Annotated in this window: 14 protein-coding genes and 1 tRNA gene; 10 read left to right on the top strand and 5 right to left on the bottom strand. The window is 40.5% G+C overall.

Features of this window, described 5'->3' with window-relative positions; translation table 11 throughout:
- Window positions 1-71 precede the first annotated feature (71 nt).
- Window positions 72-1,073: an AraC family transcriptional regulator gene (locus tag VK159_RS01260; protein ID WP_324228324.1), complete on the top strand. Its 1,002-nt coding sequence runs from the start codon at window positions 72-74 to the stop codon at window positions 1,071-1,073.
- Between the two features lie 173 nt (window positions 1,074-1,246).
- On the opposite strand, the gene VK159_RS23630 is transcribed toward VK159_RS01260, so the two are convergent.
- Entirely contained in the window at window positions 1,247-1,495 is a 249-nt protein-coding gene (locus VK159_RS23630) for a GIY-YIG nuclease family protein (RefSeq protein ID WP_414672810.1), read from the bottom strand.
- A gap of 45 nt (window positions 1,496-1,540) precedes the next feature.
- Window positions 1,541-1,614 (bottom strand) — tRNA-His (locus VK159_RS01255).
- A gap of 99 nt (window positions 1,615-1,713) precedes the next feature.
- Between VK159_RS01255 and VK159_RS01250 the strand changes: the two genes are divergently transcribed.
- From VK159_RS01250 to VK159_RS01215, 8 genes are all read left to right on the top strand, one after another.
- Window positions 1,714-2,319 (top strand): DUF445 domain-containing protein, encoded by a 606-nt coding sequence (locus tag VK159_RS01250; RefSeq protein ID WP_324228323.1) that lies wholly within the window; start codon window positions 1,714-1,716, stop codon window positions 2,317-2,319.
- 136 nt (window positions 2,320-2,455) lie between these two features.
- A complete protein-coding gene (locus tag VK159_RS01245; protein ID WP_324228322.1) occupies window positions 2,456-5,080 on the top strand; it encodes a TonB-dependent receptor domain-containing protein in 2,625 nt (874 codons plus the stop codon).
- Between the two features lie 140 nt (window positions 5,081-5,220).
- Window positions 5,221-5,898, top strand: coding sequence for an NAD-dependent epimerase/dehydratase family protein (locus VK159_RS01240; RefSeq protein WP_324228321.1), 678 nt, complete (start codon window positions 5,221-5,223; stop codon window positions 5,896-5,898).
- A 9-nt stretch (window positions 5,899-5,907) separates the two neighbouring features.
- A complete protein-coding gene (locus VK159_RS01235; RefSeq protein WP_324228320.1) occupies window positions 5,908-6,762 on the top strand; it encodes an endonuclease/exonuclease/phosphatase family protein in 855 nt (284 codons plus the stop codon).
- 68 nt (window positions 6,763-6,830) lie between these two features.
- Complete coding sequence (locus tag VK159_RS01230; RefSeq protein WP_324228319.1) at window positions 6,831-7,523, top strand: RibD family protein; 693 nt, start codon at window positions 6,831-6,833, stop codon at window positions 7,521-7,523.
- Window positions 7,524-7,652: 129 nt separating this feature from the next.
- Complete coding sequence (locus VK159_RS01225) at window positions 7,653-8,102, top strand: hypothetical protein (protein ID WP_324228318.1); 450 nt, start codon at window positions 7,653-7,655, stop codon at window positions 8,100-8,102.
- 299 nt (window positions 8,103-8,401) lie between these two features.
- Window positions 8,402-8,851, top strand: coding sequence for a nuclear transport factor 2 family protein (locus tag VK159_RS01220; RefSeq protein WP_324228317.1), 450 nt, complete (start codon window positions 8,402-8,404; stop codon window positions 8,849-8,851).
- Window positions 8,852-9,064: 213 nt separating this feature from the next.
- On the top strand, window positions 9,065-11,602 hold the full coding sequence (locus VK159_RS01215) for a cellulase N-terminal Ig-like domain-containing protein (RefSeq protein ID WP_324228316.1): 2,538 nt from the start codon (window positions 9,065-9,067) through the stop codon (window positions 11,600-11,602).
- A 211-nt stretch (window positions 11,603-11,813) separates the two neighbouring features.
- Here the strand turns inward: VK159_RS01215 and VK159_RS01210 are convergent, their stop codons facing one another.
- From VK159_RS01210 to VK159_RS01200, 3 genes are all read right to left on the bottom strand, one after another.
- Entirely contained in the window at window positions 11,814-15,218 is a 3,405-nt protein-coding gene (locus tag VK159_RS01210) for a VCBS repeat-containing protein (RefSeq protein WP_324228315.1), read from the bottom strand.
- A 221-nt stretch (window positions 15,219-15,439) separates the two neighbouring features.
- A complete protein-coding gene (locus VK159_RS01205; protein ID WP_324228314.1) occupies window positions 15,440-16,105 on the bottom strand; it encodes a protein-L-isoaspartate(D-aspartate) O-methyltransferase in 666 nt (221 codons plus the stop codon).
- Between the two features lie 505 nt (window positions 16,106-16,610).
- Window positions 16,611-18,338: a phospho-sugar mutase gene (locus VK159_RS01200; protein WP_324228313.1), complete on the bottom strand. Its 1,728-nt coding sequence runs from the start codon at window positions 18,336-18,338 to the stop codon at window positions 16,611-16,613.
- 68 nt (window positions 18,339-18,406) lie between these two features.
- Here VK159_RS01200 and VK159_RS01195 point away from each other — a divergent pair, with 68 nt between their 5' ends.
- A complete protein-coding gene (locus VK159_RS01195) occupies window positions 18,407-19,375 on the top strand; it encodes a DUF2279 domain-containing protein (protein ID WP_324228312.1) in 969 nt (322 codons plus the stop codon).

The raw sequence follows: 19,375 nt of genomic DNA, 5'->3' as shown, positions 1-19,375 counted from the left end.
TCAATGACGGTGCTAATTATCATATTCCGTTCTACATAACATCACACATGTTTATTGTAGTTTAGCAGCGGATGTATATTCGTTTTAAACAGAAAAATTTTAAAACCTGGATACAGGAGCTGAGCCAGGAAACCGGCATCAAAGCAAAAAACAATCTGCTTACCTTAAGTGACACAATTGGTAGCGGCTATTGCTTTGCTGACAGTATTGACCGCACATTCTCCTATGTGATGATGAATGTTGAACTGAACGACGATTGCACGCTGCACCGTGTCAGCAACAATCAAATGGGGTTACTGATTTTCTTCAACCAAACACAAATCAGCGATTATATACGCCTTCGTCATAAGAAAGATTCGCTTACTGACAGTCTCAACAAAAAACGCAGTAACATTTTTGTTTCGTCTACAAATACAGAACTGGAAGTGAACTATCGTGCCGGTTCAAAGTTGAAACGGTTGGGTATTTATCTTTCACCCCAATGGATAGCCGATCATTTCGATGCCAATACAAAACTCCAGGTTGAATTGTTAACCAGCCAGGGACTTGAATTGATTGAGAAGCTTCCCATTAACCAGGAAATACAGGAAAAATTAAATCGCATTTTTGATACACAACTCGGCAGTGAACCCGACAGACTTGCATTGAAAAGCAGGATCATTCTTTTGCTTGAATATTTTTTCAGCACTTACCTGAATGAATCGCTGGTGATCAAAAACAAAAAGATCATTCCTGATGAAGATATTACACGCCTTCGCAATATTGAAGCGCTGCTGGTAAATGAAGAAACAGAAAAATTTCCTTCCATTATTAAACTTGCACGTATTGCACAAATGAGCAGCACGAAACTAAAGCAACGCTTTAAGCAGGTTTACGGATATCGTTTGTATGAATTCTACAACAAACAACGATTAGAAAAAGCAAGAGAATTAATTACGCAAGGTGTTTCACCTAAAGAAGCAGGTTATACCATTGGCTTCAGCGATGTATCAAACTTTACCAAAGCGTTTAAAAAAGAATACGGTTTTACACCCGGAACGTTATTTGAAAAATCAGCCAAAACCCTGCAGTAATGCGGGGTTTGTTTTTTTTACAGATTCTCATTTATAAAAGTTCAATCATAAAAAATCCCCGCACGACATGTGCAGGGATTAACGGGAGATTGAAGGGTTTCGAATGCTGACGCTTCGGTCAGCATCCCGACTGAAACGTCGGGACCCTCGATCCTCAGAACCACAAGAATACATTATCCATACTTTGATATAAATAACCACAGCTTTTCCCGATTCATATTTTTAAGCTTCCTTTCAAGAATCATTGCTTCTGACCTGTTTTCTTTTTCAATACAACATCTCAACTCCCAGGGAATATATGGGCTCGTTGCGTCTTCATACCCATTATTATGTCTCTTTAAACGTTCATTAATATCCTGAGTTTGACCAACATAAAACCGATCATATGTCATTGAATAAAGTATGTATACAAAGAAAGGCATCAACTAAAATAAAAAATCCCCGCACAACATGTGCAGGGATTACCGGGAGATTGAAGGGTTTCGAACCCTCGACCCTCAGAACCACAATCTGATGCTCTAACCAACTGAGCTACAACCTCCGTATTTGGGACAGCAAAAGTAATGGAAATCAGTTTTCCAAGCAAATCACTTCTGTAGAAATCAAAAAATAAACGTTCTTTGCAGCCACTTACAAATTTATGAATTATTGGCTTTTACTGATTCCTGTTATTTCGGCTTTTATTGGATGGGTCACCAACCTTGTAGCAATCAAGATGCTTTTTCATCCACGCAATCCTGTGAACGTGCTTGGTATTCGTATTCAAGGCATTTTCCCAAAACGCCAGGAACAATTTGCTGAAAAGCTGGGAAAATTAGTAAGCAGGGAACTGCTCTCCTTCTCCGATATTGAAGAAAAGATCAGTAATCCTGAAAACCTGAAAAAGGTATTACCAATGGTTGAAACCCATATCGATCATTTTCTGCGGGTAAAACTCAGTGAAAGTATGCCCATGATCAGCATGTTCATTGGTGATAAAACCATTGAAAAACTGAAAGGCACTTTTATGGAAGAACTGGAGATCCTGTTTCCGAAAGTGATGAAAGATTATACCAACACACTTAAGCAGCAGCTTGATCTTGAACATATTGTAACCGAAAAAGTAAAAGCGTTCTCAGGCGATAAGCTGGAAGAAATCCTTTACCAGGTAATGGCAAAAGAGTTCAGGTTTGTAGAGATCATTGGTGGAGTTCTTGGTTTCCTCATTGGTATATTACAGGTTGCACTCACCCTTCTTACGCAATAGTTTCCACTCATCACAAACAAATTGGGGACGGCAGAACATTTGCCGTCTAAAACGGTTAATTAGTCATTCATACTAAATGAAATTCATAATTAATCAATTACGCGGAAATTTGCGCCTCAATTTTAAAAAAAGTAACATGAGATTCTTCATCGGTTTTGTCTGTTTATTCCTCAGTTTACAATTAACTGCCCAGGTTCCGGGCGGTGGTCGTCCCGGTGGCGGCAACGGTCAAATGAATATTGGTCGTTTTTATGGCAAGATTGTAGACACCAAAACAAATAAACCGATCGACGCAGCTTCGGTTCAGCTCTATCAAAACAGGATGGATACAGCTACAAAAACAAGGAAAGAAGTCCTGGTAAACGGACAGTTAACAAAAGCCAATGGCGATTTCAGTCTTGAAGGATTGAGCCCGATGGGTAATTACAAATTACTGGTAACAGCCATTGGTTTTAAAACCATTGAGCAAACCATCAGTTTTGGTTTAAAACCCGGCGGCGGACAAGAGGATATGATGGCCATGTTAGATAAAGATCTTGGCAATATTAAATTAGAAACTGATGTGCAACAGTTGAGTGAAGTAGTAGTAACTGCTGATAAGCCAACATTACAATTAGGCATCGACCGTAAAATATTTAATGTTGAAAAGAATATTGTATCACAAGGTGGTACCGGTGTGGATGTAATGCGTAATGTGCCAACAGTAAATGTTGATATTGATGGTAACATCACCATGCGTAACAGTGCCCCACAAATTTTTGTGGATGGTCGTCCTACTGTATTAACACTTGATCAGATTCCTGCAGATGCCATTCAAAGTATTGAACTCATTACAAACCCATCAGCAAAGTATGATGCAAGTGGAGGTCAATCGGCCATCATCAATATTGTATTAAAGAAGAATCGTCGTGTTGGGTATAGCGGAAGTGTACGTGCAGGTATTGATATGCGTGCCCGACTGAATGGTGGTGGCGATATCAACATTCGCCAGGGAAAACTAAACTTCTTTGCTAATATTGGTTTAAATCAACGTCGTGGTATCAGCTTTGGCGAAACAGACCGTAATAATTTTGGTGATCCAACTCCTAACACAGCGTTTACTGACAACCGTAACATAAGCGATGGGTTCTTCCGTTTTGGACGTGCAGGTATCGACTTCCTGATTGATAACCGCAACACACTTACTTTACAAGGTAATTTTGGCGGTGGTAACTTTGATATTACTGATCAAAATCTGATTCGTTACGATACTGCTTACAGTACACCAAAAACAATATTCGAAGACAGGAATACCGATGGAAAAAGCATTTTCCGTAATAACGGTGCAACCATCAGTTATAAATATAATTTTCCCCGTGCGGGCAGGGAGTTAACAGCAGATATTAACTATAATAAAAGCCGTAGTGAAAATAATCAGGACATCATTTACACCAAATGGCTCGATGAAAACCGTACACAATTAGCAAACGCCAGACAAATACAAGGTGTAAATGCAGGAGGTAACAATGCTTTCATTGTGGGCCAGCTCGATTATACCGATCCCATCAACGAAAACATTAAAGTTGAAGCAGGCTTACGCTCACAAACCCGTTTATTTGAAAGTTTTCAACGCAACTTTATCAATGGCGTATCTCAACCTCTCATCAGTAATGAATTTTCGTATGTTGATTACGTGCATGCCGCTTACGCCAGCTTCTCACAAAAAATTAAGAAGGCAAACCTTAATTACCAGGTTGGTTTACGTGTAGAAAGTTCGAGCTACGATGGCGAGCAGGCTGGTAAAACAGAACGTTTTCAAAATCAGTTCCCTCTTGCCTTGTTCCCCAGTATTTTCCTGTCAAAATCATTCGCTGAAAAACAGGATATGCAAATCAATTACAGCCGCCGTATCAACCGTCCTAACTTTTTCCAATTATTACCAAACACCGATTACAGCGATATCTTTAACTACCAAACAGGTAATCCTAACCTGAAACCTGAATTCACTAATTCACTTGAATTAACCTATCAAAAAACATACGGCGATAAAAACAATACCGTACTTGCTACTTTGTTTGGCAAGCAAACCAATAATCTTATTTCACGTTACGTGGTGCGGGACAAGCTTGGTGATAGCCAGGACAGTGCAAACATCAACACGTGGATCAACGCAAACAGGAGTTATGCAGCCGGTGTTGAACTCGTGTTCCGTAACACAGTAGCAAAGTGGTGGGAAATTAATTACAATGTCAACGTTTATTATTCTAAGATCGATGGCTCCGATATTTCTCCCGATCTTAAAAACGAGCGTACCAGCTACACCATAAAACTCAACAACTCGTTCCGTTTAGGAAATGGATGGACCATGCAGTTGAGTGGCGATTATAACTCACGTTCTATCCTGCCCGTTTCAAGCGGCGGTGGCGGACGTGGTGGTGGTGGCCGTGGCGGTGGTGGTGGCTGGATGATGGGCGGTGGAAACATTGCCACTACACAAGGCTATATTGATGATAACTATTATGTTGATTTTGGTGTGCGTAAAGAATTCAAGATCAAAAAAAATACAGCTTCGCTGGCATTGAACTGGAGCGACGTATTCAGCACACGCAGAAACAATGTGTTTGCGCAGTCGCAGGTACTTGAGCAATACAGCTGGAGAAGAAGAGATCCTACGTTCGTTCGTCTTAACTTCAACTACCGCTTTGGTAAATTTGATGCTTCACTTTTCAAACGTAAGAATACACGCAGCGAAGGTGGTGGTGAAGACATGCAGATGCAATAAGAAATTACCCATGATATACGCAGATCCCTCTCCATTCAAACGGAGGGGGATTTTTTTGTATCATCAATTTCAAATGAACTAAAGTAAATTCACTTTGCAAACGTTTTTCTTTTCAGAATACAGATATAATATCACTCAATATGCAAACAGCCACAACACCCATGCGTGTAATTGTGACAGGAGCCAGCGGAATGGTAGGCGAAGGTGTATTACACGAATGTCTCAACAGTAATGTTGTAAAAGAAGTAGTTGTGCTTGGCCGTAAAACTTGTGGCGTTACACATCCAAAGCTGAAAGAAATACTGCACAGCAATTTTCATGATCTTTCTCCTGTTGCCGATCAATTGAAAGGATTCGATGCCTGTTATTTTTGTGCAGGTGTATCATCTGTTGGAAAAAAAGAAGAAGAGTTTTACCATCTTACCTATGCACTCACCATGCATGTTGCTGAAACATTGGCAAAACAAAACAACAACATGACCTTTTGTTATGTTTCAGGTGCGGGTACCGACAGCAGTGAAAAAGGCCGCCTCATGTGGGCAAGAGTAAAAGGCAAAACTGAAAATGACCTGATGAAACTTCCATTTGCACAGGTGTATAATTTCAGACCGGGAATTATTGAGCCGGGCAAAGGCTTAAAGAATACCATTAAAATGTATAACTATTTTATGTGGCTCTTTCCGATTGTAAAAAGCATCAGTAAAAATGCCGTGGTGAGTTTGGTGGAGATAGGTCAGGCAATGATAAAAGCCGCAACTAAAGGTTACAAAAAACAGATACTGGAAGTGAAAGATATTAAGGAACTTGCTGCATCTTAATATTGCCGTATGAAGAAATTCATCTCTTTCATTTTTACAATTCTCATTACTGTACAACTGCTGAATGCACAAACTCCCCTGCGTGTGATGACGTTCAATATCCGTCTCAACACTCCATCTGACAGTTTAAATGCATGGCCCTACCGTAAAGACAAAGTTGCTTCGCAAATATTATTTCATAAGATTGAATTATTGGGTGTGCAGGAAGCGTTGCATGATCAGATGATGGATCTGCAACAACGTTTACCACAATTCAAATACACAGGTGGCGGCAGAGACGATGGAAAAACAAAAGGCGAATACTCTGCTATTTTTTATGACACAACAAAACTGCAATTACTTTCAGCAAGTATGTTCTGGTTAAGTGAAACGACCAGCGTTACAGGCAGCAAAGGTTGGGATGCAGCCATTACACGCATTGTAACATGGGCAAAGTTTAAAGACAAACGTTCAAAGAAGATCTTCTTTGCTTTTAATACGCACTTCGATCATATGGGGAAAATTGCACGTAGAGAAAGTGCAAAACTGGTATTACAGAAAGTAAAAGAAATTGCCGGCTCCACTCCTGCTGTTATTACGGGTGATTTTAATGCAGAACCAAGCGATGAACCAATACAGGTGATCGTTGATAAAAACAATCCGCTGCATTTAACCGACAGCAAAGAACTTTCACAAACACCTCACTATGGACCAACAGGTACTTTTACCGGTTTTCAAACCAAAGAACGCAATGATCAACCGATTGATTACATTTTTTTGAAAGGGAACTGGAAGGTATTAACGCATGCAACTATTTCGCAAACATGGGGCGGTCGTTTTGCAAGTGATCATTTTTCAGTGATAGCTGAATTACTGTTTAAATAAATGTTTTTGGTTAGTCTATCAATGAAGGCAACCGAAACTGATTTACATATAAATTAATACAGATACACATGAAGCCATACGTTATTTGCCACATGCTGGGTTCGGTTGACGGACGCATTAAACAAAATATCTGGGGATTGAAAGATCACCACAAATACTTTGAAGAACCGGCATCGAAAATAAAAGCCGATGCATGGCTCGTGGGGCGTAAAACCATGCAGGAATTTTGCAGCAAAAAGAAACACAAGCTCGAAAAGCCGAAAGAAAAAATTGCAAAAGAAGATTTTGTTGCAGCAAAAGTTGCCAGGCAATATGCAATTGTCATTGATCCGTCGGGTAAATGTTTTTGGGATACCAATATGGTTTCTACCGAACAGGTAATTGAAGTGTTGAGCGAAGAGGTAAGCAGCAGTTACCTGGCACACCTGCGCAGTAAAAATGTGTCGTACATTTTTGGCGGCAAGAAAGAACTCGATCTTGCATTGGTGCTGAAAAAACTAAACAAACACTTTGGTATTAAGCGTGTACGTATTGATGGTGGCGGACATGTAAACGGATCGTTCCTGAAAGCAGGTTTAATTGATGAATTTAGTTTGGTATTGGCACCATTGGCTGATGGTACTATTGGTGCACCTACTGTATTTGAAGCAGAAGAGGGGTACGGCAAACGAAAAGCAACACGCTTTACCTTAAAATCAGTGAAGCGGATTTACAACGACTTTTTATGGTTGCGTTACGTTACTAAACGTAGCAAGCAGTAAGGTTTATGTTTCAGATTAACGATAAAACACTGTAAAAAGAATTACATTAATAACAACACAAAATGTATGATAATCTCCTTTTGCATGGTATTATGTTACATCATAAATTAGAGTGTTAGCAGCTATAGAATGGCAACAATCAATAAGTTTATATTAGTTACACTGATCTGCAATCTTCTTATCATAGTAGGGATTGGACATGGCGCTGCTCCTTTAGTGCTCGTTGAGCCAAAGTTCCTGACCGAAACACTCAGTGGAGAAACTAGCTTTTCACTTTTTGGAGGATATTCAACAAGGTTGCCTGCTTGTGCTTTAATATCATTGGTTGGACAGTCTATCATGTTGATTGCTTTATTCATAAGTAGGCCATTGAAATTCTACCTTACTTGGCTGGGCTTGTCCTTCTTATACTTTGCCTTACTCGTTTTGACCTTCGGATTTGTTCCAGGTGAAGCTGACATACTAAGTTTACTGTTTGCCTCTCCGTTTCTCTACGCATCTGTTCGACTAATTGTCTTTCTTATAAGAAATAGAACGATGCTCAAAAAAGAAACGACAGCTGCTAACACAAGATTTTAGCAATGCGGGCCGACGAATAGATTTTCAACAAAAGAATTTCAATTTTGCTTCAGCTAGTAGTTGGGACAGAAGTGCAATAAACTCCCGTACTGCTTAAAGCCCATCTGCGCTGATCAAAAAATACAAGCTTCGTAAGTTGGTACGTTTCATTAACCAACATATTTTTACTTTTCCTTCTGCCGGTCTTTGATACAACTGATGATGAAGTGAAGCGTGCCGGTATAATATTATGGCTTGTGTAACCATGAATTGCTTCCTGTTGTCCCTACCCTTTTCTGATCACCAATAAAACAACTACTATGAAGTGTACAATATTGTTACTGTTAACCGCCTTTCTGTTTCTCTTTTTTGTAAACTCTTTCGCACAACAACAGGATGATGACTTGATCAGAAAACTCGAAGACAAAGAACGTGAAGCGATCCTGAAAAGTGATACAACGCTATTGGCTGAATTAATGTCGAAGAATATCGTTGTGCAAAATCCTGAAAATGCGATCGTCGGTTTTCAACAGATCATGAACAGAGTAAGGGCCGGAAAAATTAACTACGCCAGTTTTGAACGAAGAATTGACAACATTGCCTTTGTGAACAGCATTGCGGTTGTAATGGGATTAGAAACACTTGTGCCGCAAGCGGATACTCAACATGCAGGCAAAACGGTAAAAAGACGATTCACCAATATCTGGACAAAAGAAAACGGCAGTTGGAAATTAACTGCAAGGCAGGCCACCATCATTTCAATCAACTAATTAACCGTTGCTGCCATGGTTTCAGCAACGAATGACACAAAGCAGGAATCGTTCTGAAACTTGCTTACTGCCAACCAATCATTTTATACATGTCAAAGAACAGATGACTCAGCATTTCGTTTTGCATTTTAGCCCCACTGTTTAAAACTTTTTGATTTACCTTCCTTACTTAGCAACAAGACAATCGCAAACGACTATTTATTTTACATGAACATGAAAAAGAAACTACAATGTTTATTGGTTGCAGTGCCACTGGTAATCGCATTCCATTACGCATCGGGCCAGGAATTGAAACTTAACAAGCTGGAGTATTTCGAAACACAGGGCGTAAACGTGCTGGTGTACAACAACCTTTTCACCGGTGGATTCAACGATGAAAAGAACGCCGGCATCGAATTGATTCACCATGGTGTGAGAACAGCGCAGGGTGGCGCTGTGCGTCTTTCGCACACACCGGAGCAATGGGACCTTGTTCCCAACATCTCAAACCGAAAAGTAAACCCCGCCAGCAAAACCATTGAAGCCACCTTACGCTATGCAGATTACAATTTTGATTCACGTGTGGTTGTAACCGCAAAAGGTAAGGGCGTTGAAATAGCTGTTTATCTTGATAAACCTATTCCCAAAGAACTGGAAGGGAAAGCGGGATTTAATCTTGAATTTTTACCCTCGCAATACTGGAATAAGGCTTATTTGATGGATGAACGTTTTAACCGTTTTCCAAGGTATGTGGTAGGTAACAGCACCACAAGACCCAACAGTGAAAAACCAAAGCAATACAAAGGATACAATACTTCCGATGACAGAGGAACGGGAAAATTTATTGAACCGCTTCCGCTGGAAACAGGTCGCACGTTAATTTTTGCACCCGATGAACCATCACGTTTATTAAAAATCATTTCGCAAGATGCCGACCTGATGCTTTTTGATGGCCGTGTGCTGGCACAGAATGGCTGGTTTGTAATTCGCAGTATGCTGCCCGCAGGAAAAACAGGCAAGGTGCTAACGTGGACAGTTGAACCAAATGCCATCAAGGGTTGGGTGAGAGAACCAAACATCGGTTTCTCACAAGTTGGCTACACGCCTTCGCAACAAAAAACGGCTGTTATTGAATTGGATAAAAAAGATAAACCGCTTACAAAAGCGGCATTGTATAAAGTAGGCAACGACGGTACTGCCAAAGAAGTATTCAGCGGCAACATCGTACCGTGGGGTGATTATTTTAAATACCATTATGTAAAATTCGACTTTACACAAGTGAAGACGCCCGGTATTTATTTTATACAATACGGAACCATTAAGACGAATAACTTTTTAATACAAAATAATGTTTACGATAAAATAACCGATGCCACCAGTGATATCTGGATTCCCATCCACATGAATCACATGTTTGTAAATGAAGGTTACAGGGTGTGGCATGGTGAGCCTTTCAAAGAAGGTTATCTGCAGGCTCCGCCAAACACCGATCATTTCGACTTACATGCACAAGGCCCAACAACCGACACGAAGTACAAAGCACTTGAGTTGATTCCCGGATTAAACATTGGTGGTTTTTTTGATGCGGGAGATTTTGATATTGAAACCGGATCAAACATCAGTGTGGTGCAAAACTTTGTTCAAACATGGGAATATTTTAAACCATTGCGGGATCAAACATTTGTTGATCAAAAACAACGTTACGTTGATCTGCACCGGCCCGACGGAACACCGGATGTATTGCAGTTTATTGAACACGGAACATTGAACCTTGTGGCACAGGCAGAGATAATCGGTCATATGTCACAAACACTCTCCAATGCAGTGCTTGACAACTATCATCATCTTGGTGATGCAGCATCGTTAACAGATGGCCTGCCGTACAATCCAAAGCTTGGCCCTTATGAAGTAGCGCCCGACGGACGATCAAGTGGCGTGAAAGATGATCTGTGGGCATTTACGAGCCGCAACCCCGGTCTCGATCTCAGTGCAGCAACGATGTTTGCAGCAGTAAGCCGTGCATTGAAAGGTTACAACGATCCTCTTTCAGCAAGAGCATTACAACAATCAAAAAGATTGCTGAAAGAGGCAACAGAATTACTTGCCAAACAACCACAGGACAGTACTCGCCGTTCATTTGGAACAGCAGGAAACATTTCAACGAATCTTCAACTGTATATCGCAACCGGGGAGCAACAATATGCAGATAAATTTCAGCAACTTTTATGGCCTGCACTTGACCGCAACGTTAATTTCATTCTTCTTACGGCATTAAATGCCATTCCACATATGGATGCTGCTTACAAAGAAAAGCTCAGGCCATATGTAGTGAAGTATAATGATTACATCAAAGGGCTTGAAAAAGATAATCCGTACGGTGTACCAATCGGACTCGGCAACTGGGCAGGCAATGGAGGTATTACAAGTTTTGGAACTACCATTTGTTTTGCGAATAAATATTTTCCTGACGTTGTAGATGCAAGTCATGCATACAAGGTTACCAACTGGTTATTTGGCTGCCATCCGTATCATAATTATTCATTTGTTGCAACAGTGGGCGCCACCCGACCGAAAGCAACATTTTATGGAAACAACAGGGCCGATTTCTCTTTTATTCCGGGCAATGTGGCTCCCGGTGTTTTATTCAGAAAACCTGATCACTTTGAAAACTATGACGACTGGCCATTCTTCTGGGGACAAAATGAAGGAACCATTGCAGGCAATACCGGTTATTTAATTTTTGGATCGGCCTTTAAGAATTTGGTAAAATAAACAGATTGCATTGAACAGTTTTCAATCAACTACTGATTTAAAACTGTTCAACTGATAGCTCAGGTAATACATCTATTGATTGGATGATCATTACCTGAGCTATTTTTTTGAAGAATATAAAAGTAGAAAACGATTGAATGAACATTCCATCTGCAAAGCCACACGCTAGTTAGGGAATTGACAATGGATGTTAACAATGCACGGCTTATCGTTATTGTATCACCAAAATACTGTAGTAATTTCTTGCAATGATATACGCTGCTTTTTTATTCGTGCTGATCTTTTTTATACGCCTCGCCTGGCCTTTGATCGCTACCCCGTTGAGTGTTTCGAACATAAAATTGTTGTTCCCGTTGTTGATGAGAACGGTACCAAAATCTGCATCGTTTCGTCCCAGCTCGGTGTTGTTGTCGTAATAATTTCCAATGAGCAGAATATCCGGAAGGCTATCGTTGTTTGCATTATACACAACCGCATCTTTCAACGACGAAAGCTGTGCCTGCCAGGGCAAACGCTGAACGGAAAATTTCAAGTTGCCCTCATTGATCAATATTGAATTGGAAAAATAATCTGCACTAAGAACAGTGGATTGAGCAAGCTTCTCTTGCCCAAACAAATCAGTAACAGAAGCTTTTGCAAAGTCTTTCGCATACAAAAACTTCTTTTTAAGAAACGGCAATTGCCGATCAAGATCACCCTTACCTGCAAACAGTATTTCCTTATTGGCTACATAGTAAGTCATTATCTGTTCGTTGTTTCCGTTTCCGTCAAAATCATTGTAATACAATTTTACCGGTTCCTGTTGCGATGCTTTCAGGCGACTATTCTCACCTAAATTTCCGGCCACTAAATCAATATCACCGTCGCCGTCAAAATCATACGGCAACACAAAATTCCACCACCCTTTTTTATCGGTTAATACCTGCTTTTGAAAGCTTCCATTCGTGTTTATAAACGCATAAATGCCACCCCACTCCAGCGAAATAATAAGATCTTGATCCCCATCTTTATCGATATCGAACCAGCTGCTGTGCGTTACAAATCCGATGTCACTTAATTCTTTTGCAACAGCCTTTGTTACATCTGTAAATTTACCCTTGCCATTATTTTGCAATAAATAAGATTGAGGAATTTTACCATAGTTACCGGATACAGATCTTGCACCCACAAACAAATCAGGAAAACCATCCTTATTAAAATCTGCAGCTTCAACTGTTGATGCTGACACATTGAGATTGCTGAACGATTCAACTGCTTTTGTAAGCAGTCCTTTACCATCATTGAAGTAAATACGTGGCGTGCCGAAATCTGCTTCATCATAGTATTGATCAACCCCATTCACAACAATCAAATCCGGATGTCCATCATTATTTATATCGGACCAGGTTGCAGAAACTGATTCGTATGCGCTGTCTTTATCAAGTGCGGGTTGATTCGTCTTTACAAACTTTCCCGAAGGTTGTTGAATGTATAAAACACTTTTACTGTCTTTTGCTGAGCCAATGAACACATCATCCAGACGATCGTGGTTAACATCAGCAACTGCAAGTGCAGGACCCTCGGTTGAAACCATGTGTGGAATTAAACGTTCCGTATTAAAGTCAACAAACATGTTTTCCCGGTGTACATAATTGATGCCGGTAGTTTGAGTGATATCAGCAATGGGAAACGATTTGTTTACATGCAGCTTTTGCAAACTGCTGTAATCGAACAAGGGCAATCCTTTTTGATAGGTAACAGTAAGGCTTGCACCGTTTGAAGGAATAGTGATTTTCTGAAAAGAATTATCCGGCCAAATCAACAGCATCGAATCAATGGTTGCCTTTGTAAGCCCAATTAACAAAGGACCATCCATGCTTGAAAGAAACCCTTTCACAGGAAACTTTTCATAGGTTCGTATTTCGCCGTTTGCAAACGCAATTACTTTGGCACCAATTGCCCGTTTGTTTTTTACATCACCAACCAAATTAATTGTCAATGATGTTCGTTCGCCCTGTTTGCTATGTGTATTCTGATAAATCAGTGCTTTTGCATTGATGTTGGTTACTACAATATCCAGATCACCATCATTATCAAAATCGGCATATACGGCACCGTTCGAAAATGTTGACTGATCGTTTGCGATTCCTGCGGCCCCATCTTCAAATACCAGATTGCCTTTGTTTTTATAAAATTTGTTCGGCGTCGCCACTTCAGGAAGCTTTTTAATGAGTGCTACATCATTATTGAACGCTTCCCGTTCCTGATTCGTCATCTGCACTTCGGTATTGGATAAATAATTGATGTAATCAATATCATTCATTTTTTTAGGGATACCATTGGAAATAAAAAGATCTTTCAATCCATCATTGTCAAAGTCCAGCCATAAAGGAGCCCATGACCAGTCGGAAGCTGCAATGCCGCTGTAAAGCCCTGTTTCACTAAAAAGACTGCTTCGCCTGTTTAGCTGAAGATTGTTTCTGCTGTATTGAAATGAGTACCCTTCTCTCAGTTTTGAATTAAACAAATCGTAATCGTCTTCGCCGCTCGACATTTTAAGAACAGCGGGATCAGACGGCAACATATCCAGCGAAATAACTTCGGGAAAGGCATCATTATTAACATCGGCTACATCCACACCCATTGAATAATGGCTTGTATGCATTAACTGGTTTTCACTCTCTTCTTTGAAGGTTCCGTTTTTTTGGTTGATGTACAGATAATCATTCTCATAAAAATCATTCCCGATATACACATCGGGGTAGCCGTCCATGTTTATATCAGCAACAGCTATTCCTAAACCATAACCGAGTATGGAATTATTAATTCCACTCTCCTTTGTTGCATCAGAAAAACGAGTGCCTTCGTTCCTGAACAACCGGGCACCAACCAGGGGGTTCTCTATTTTCAAATAATCTTTTCTTGTCCGTAATGATGTGTACCCGTTTGCAGAATGGTTGAGCAGAAACATGTCAAGATCACCGTCGAGGTCGTAATCAAAAAAAGCAGCCTGTGTGGAAAGCCCTGAAAATTCGAGTCCGTATTGCAAGGCTTCATCTTTATAGTGAGGAACTCCGTTTTTATCGATACCCGTACAAATCAACAGTTGGTTCTTGCTGCGCAATGATTCGTAGTAACCTACCCGGCAAACATAAATATCCAATAGCCCGTCTGCATTTACATCGGCCACCGATACGCCGGTCGTCCAGCCTTTATCGTCCGATATGCCTGCTTCCTTCGTTACGTTTCTAAAATGCATTTCACCTTCATTCAGGTAAAGCCGGCTTTGTTTTTGATTAGCACCGAAATAGAGATCAATTTTTCCATCGTTATTAAAATCTCCGCTTGCCACACCACTGCCATTATAAAAATAAATGTATCGCAGAAGATTAAAATCGTTATCGTAGGTGAGATCGTTACTGAAGTCGAGGCCTGTTGTTTTACTTTCCAACACCTGAAATGTTGATGTGCTGTCCGTCTTATCGGCAGATGTACAGGAGAAAAGGTTTACAACTGTAAAAAAAAGTACGACGATGCCTGCTGCTGAACGTCTGCTAAACATTCGACGCATTGAAAAATTAACGATTGCAGCTGGAGTTGGTCTCTCTGCAGTCAGTGCCTGTCCCGATTTTGTCATAAATTTTATGAAGTTTACTTTACTGGGTTACATCCTATTCTGATGCTAATATTACAAACTTTATTTTTCCCCGCTTTGGCAGATTTAATAGGGCGATGACGATTTCATTATCTCATCGTTTTGTTGCAACGTTTAGCAACCGTTAGTTTCGCTTAAAGTAGAAGTAATGCAGTTGCTGTTTTTTTGTTTGGATGAATTGCTGCGAACTAGAATAAACCAACTTACTTTCCATTCTGCTTGCCACCCAGCATTGGTACAAATGAAAATGAATCGAAAACCTCTTCGGTGTAAGAACCATCTTCATGTTTGGTTAAACGTTTCATGCGTTGCGTATCGCCTTCATCAACCGGTATCACCATTTTTGCACCCGGTTTCATTTGTTCAATCAACTTAGGAGGAACAAACGGTGCAGCCGCTGTAATGATCACTTTATCAAAGGGCGCATAAGTGGGTAAGCCCTCAAACCCGTCACCATAAAAGAATTTAATGTTGAGGTATTTTTTCAAAAAAGGAAAAGAGGCTTTATTAAAGTCGAATAATTTTTTTTGGCGCTCGATCGTGTACACCTGTGCATTCATTTCGGCAAGTACACAAGCCTGGTAAGCACTGCCTGTGCCGATCTCCAGTACTTTATCGTAGGGTTTTATTTCAAGTAACTGTGTCTGGTAAGCAACGGTGTATGGTTGCGAAATGGTTTGTCCTTCACCAATGGGAAAGGCCCTGTCTTCGTAGGCAATTTCATCGAAAGCTGTATCTAAAAAATAATGGCGGGGAATGTTATTGATGGCTTCCAGCACCCGTTCATCTGTGATGCCTTTACTACGCAACAGATCAACTAACTTCTTGCGTAATCCTTTGTGTCTGTAACTATCTTCAAATCGTCTCATAAAGCAGGTGCAAGATACGGATTGAATAATGAAGAATTAATCATTTATAACATCACTGCCGATAGAATCCACCACAGTATTTAACGCATGTTGCTTCAGTTCATTGATCCTTCGATTTATTCTAAATACACGATAGAAAAGAAACAGTCCGAAAATGAAAAAAAAGTGAGAGCCGATCATATAACCGATGTTGTATCCAATGTCGTCGGAGGAAAATTTTCCTTCAATAAAACTCAATAAATCTGTAAGCAGGTTGAGAAGTATCAAAAAACAGGCTATAATAATGTATATAATCTTTCGTTTTTTAAGCTTCCGGATTTTTACTTCGATGTCGTTTATTGTCTTCATTTGATTACAGCATTGATGCAGCCTTATCTTTTTTTGTCATCCCGACGAAGGAGGGATCTGTTGAGCTGTTGTACATGAGTTGAGCAGATCCCTCCTTCGTCGGGATGACAGGTGAAGTTGAACTTCGTTCACCGTACATCCAACATCGTACTTCTCTTTACTTCAACTTCATATCCTTAATAATTCCATCGATCCTTTCATTCAACTGCTCATGTACTGCATCAAAATTTTCTGCTTTATCAAGTTTGGTATTTACACTAAAGTAGAATTTGATCTTTGGTTCTGTTCCGCTTGGTCGTGCAGAAATTTTACTGCCATCAGCTAAAATAAACTGCAACACATTCGACTTCGGCAAGTTGATCGTCCATTCCTCACCTGTTTGAATATTCTTTCCTTTCTGTAATTGGTAATCGAGCAACTGTACCACTGCAGAACCATTGATAGACGTTGGTGTGTTGGTACGATAGCCTTCCATCATCTCTGCAATTTCCGCCTGTCCGTTCATGCCCTTCTTGGTGATGGAGATCAGGCTTTCTTTATAAAAACCATATTGCACATACAAGTCAATCATCTTCTGGTAAAGACTGCGGCCTTTGTTCTTTTCATACGCTGCCATTTCGCACAACAATGCAACCGCACTGATGGCATCTTTATCACGCAGTTGACTGCCGATCATCAAGCCATAACTTTCTTCGCCACCAACAATATAATTTTCTGTTGCTTCTTTTTCTTTAATGAGTTCAGCGATCCATTTAAAACCTGTAAGCACATTGTAACACTTGATATCGCTTGCCTTTGCAATGGCATCGATCATTTCTGTTGTTACAATGGTTTTCACCACCATATCATTTGGTTGATTGATGCCTTTTGCTTTACGTGCTTCGATCATGTAATTGAAAGCAAGCACAGCGGTTTGGTTTCCGTTCATCAGCACCCAATTGCCTTTATGATCTTTAATAGCAATACCAACACGGTCGCTGTCAGGATCGGTTCCCAATAAAATATCAGCATCCATTGCCTTGGCTTTGTTCAAACCAATATTCATGGCTTCTGCTTCTTCGGGGTTTGGATAAACTACTGTTGGAAAATTTCCGTCGGGTTCTTTCTGCTCATCCACAATGGTTACATTGGTAAAGCCAAAACGTTCTAACACCTGTGGCACGAGTGTAATACCTGTGCCGTGAATGGATGTGTACACAATTTTCAGATCATGTTGCGCTTTACATACTTCAGGATACACGCTCAAACTTTGTATCATTTGCATGTATGCTTCATCCATTTCTTTTCCGATCAATGTAATGTTGCTTTCACCACCACTCCACTTTACATCATCAACACCTGCAACTTTATCCACTTCAATAATAACGTTCTTATCATGTGGTGGCACTAACTGTCCGCCATCGTTCCAATAGGCCTTGTACCCGTTGTATTCTTTGGGATTGTGCGATGCCGTGCAAACAACACCTCCCTGGCAACCGAGATGACGAATCGCAAAACTCAACTCAGGTGTTGGGCGTAATGCTTCAAACAAATACACTTTAATTCCGTTAGCGCCCATTACATTGGCAACGATCTCTGCAAACAGGCGACTGTTATTGCGACTGTCATGACCAACCACACATTTTACATTGCCTTCGCCAAAACTTTTATTGAGATAGTTGGCATAGCCCTGCGTAGCCATTCCAACTGTGTATTTATTCATGCGGTTGGTGCCAATACCCATAATGCCACGCAAGCCACCTGTACCAAATTCCAGGTTACGGTAAAACGAATCTGCCAGTTCATCGGGGTTATTTTGTTGAAGTGCTGTTATCTCATCTTTTACCGATTGTTCAAAATTGCCGGTGAGCCACTTTTGTACATTGGCCTGAATCGTTGCTTGCATACAGTTAATTTTTAGGAAATCAAATGTATGATTCTCTTGCTTTTGTTTCAAGAGCAATTTCAGAAAGAATGGATATTTTCTGCAGCTTCCGTATTTTGCAGCAGCCTATGGCGTGTAAGCATTATATCAGCAAGATTGTTTTATTGATTTTTATTGCATCCATCACTGTGCAGCAGGCAGGTGCACAGCAGTATTTTCTGCCGCCAAGTGATCAGTTTCGCCCCGATCGTTTACGGAAAGTAGTGTGGACTGAATCGGCCGTGTTTGTATTAACATCTGTTGGTTTGTATTTTCTGTGGTACAAAAAATTTCCAAAGAGTAAATTCCATTTGCTGAACGATAACAAAGAATGGCTGCAGATGGATAAGCTGGGTCATGCCACCACTGCGTATAACGTTTCTGTGATGCAGCACGATTTGTTACGCTGGAGTGGTGTAAAACCAAAACAGGCAATAGTTGGCGGGGCATTAACATCCCTTGCCTTTTTAAGTATTGTGGAAATGATGGATGCTTTTTCCCGTGACTGGGGTTTCTCCGGTGGTGATATGCTGGCCAATATTTCAGGTGCGGGATTGTTTGCTGCGCAACAGTATGGCTGGGGACAGCAACGCATGGGATTGAAATTTTCGGCAAGCTTTTCGCCGTATGCACAATACAATCCGAAATTATTAGGGAAAAAGTGGGCCGAACGTTTAATGAAAGATTATAACGGACAAACCTATTGGCTATCGGTCAACCTTCGATCCTTTATGAAAACAGAAAGTAATTTCCCTGTGTGGTTTAATGTGGCTGCCGGCATTGGTGCCGATGGCATGATCGGTGCATTGAAAAACCCTGCTGAGATTAACGGTAAAGAGATACCTTCGTTTAAACGTACCCGTCAGTTTTACCTGGCACCCGATGCCGATCTGCACAGGATACGTTCGGTACAAGCTTTGAATGCACCTCTATTCCTGCTGCAATATTTTAAAACACCTGCACCAGCCATTGAGTGGAAAACCAATGGCAAACTAAAATTGAAACCACTACAATTCTGA

The organism is Lacibacter sp. (assembly GCF_035299325.1).
GTDB lineage: Bacteria > Bacteroidota > Bacteroidia > Chitinophagales > Chitinophagaceae > Lacibacter.
This window is presented reverse-complemented; position numbering and strand designations above follow the sequence as displayed.